Here is a 1,189-nt window from a genome sequence, read left to right on the forward strand (position 1 = left end):
GTTTCATTGGAAATAATGATATCAACATAGCCTGCTGGATCCCCTTTATAAAACGCCAAGAGCTGAAGAATATCTTGATCTTCAAATTGACGTTTTATAAGTTCAGTTTTCTGCTCTGCAAATTCACTTCCATACTTTAAATCATGCTGATACTGTAGATTAAGAAGTGTTTCTAGGTTTTTATCTAACACTACTTGAATATCTATATCGGGGGTGCTCCTCAACATTGGAAAGTGTTTTGGTTGAATAGCATATTATTCTATAAAACCTATTTCATAACCTATATCAGTTAGGAAAGCAATAAGTTCAGTTGTTGGTTTTTTATTAGCAGGAAAATAAAACTTAACTTATTTTTGACCCTTTTTCAGATGATATTCCCTTAAGTAATTTTCAGCTTCTTTAAATTCAGGTAAATACGGTAGATTTGTAAACTCAATAAAATTACTATCAAACCTAGTCAACATCTCAGGGTAATGAAAGTGTCTGTATTGATCATTTTCAGCCACTACTTTTCCAAACGTATAAATATCTTCAAATGTTATTTGTTTCATTAATAATTCTCCTAATTTAAAGTCTTAACCCCTATTTTACCACCTTACCATTATTAAACAATCTGGCCCAATTGATGAATAAAGACCAAACAGCTCTCTTCAACTATCCTCCCTCAATAAAGGAAGTAAAAACTCCCGTTTTCTTCGGCTTTCTCAGTATTTCGTAGTAAGTTATTTTAGGGTTATGCCTCGTATATGGTTTGATTTACACAATTAGTATAAATTTGGACTTACGAAACAAAAGAACTTATAGCTCACGAGCCACTCACTTACAAAAAAATGGTGGATTAGTATAACTATGATCGCACTCTTGGATATCCACATTTCTCATGGAGGTCAACCCTCCCATGTCTCACAGAGTCTACGCTCTCAAATTCCTTCGTCCAACCTTACCATGAGGTGGATGTCAGTCATGCTGCCCCACAGGGTCCTTGCCCGAAGTTTAGTTGCTTTGCTGACTAATCCGTGCTTCAAATGTACAAGACTATAAAACCTTTATATTACTTGCTACTCTACTGTTTCTTCCGAATTACGCAGCTGTTTCTACTTCGATTTTCGCTCTCATATGAGGGATATCTTTTAACATTTTCTCTTCACTAAACTCAAATTGCTTCTTCCCAATGGCATAGAAGATACGG

General features: G+C 35.0%; 1 protein-coding gene and 1 pseudogene. Both read right to left on the reverse strand.

Annotation, left to right across the window (positions count from 1 at the left end):
• Positions 1-191: pseudogene (locus WYK_RS23230) on the reverse strand (GNAT family N-acetyltransferase); the annotation flags it as partial.
• A gap of 156 nt (positions 192-347) precedes the next feature.
• Positions 348-551, reverse strand: coding sequence for a DUF5613 domain-containing protein (locus WYK_RS23235; protein ID WP_051387352.1), 204 nt, complete (start codon positions 549-551; stop codon positions 348-350).
• Positions 552-1,189: the final 638 nt, after the last annotated feature.

Source organism: Peribacillus psychrosaccharolyticus ATCC 23296 (assembly GCF_000305495.1).
In the GTDB taxonomy this organism is placed as follows: domain Bacteria; phylum Bacillota; class Bacilli; order Bacillales; family DSM-1321; genus Peribacillus; species Peribacillus psychrosaccharolyticus.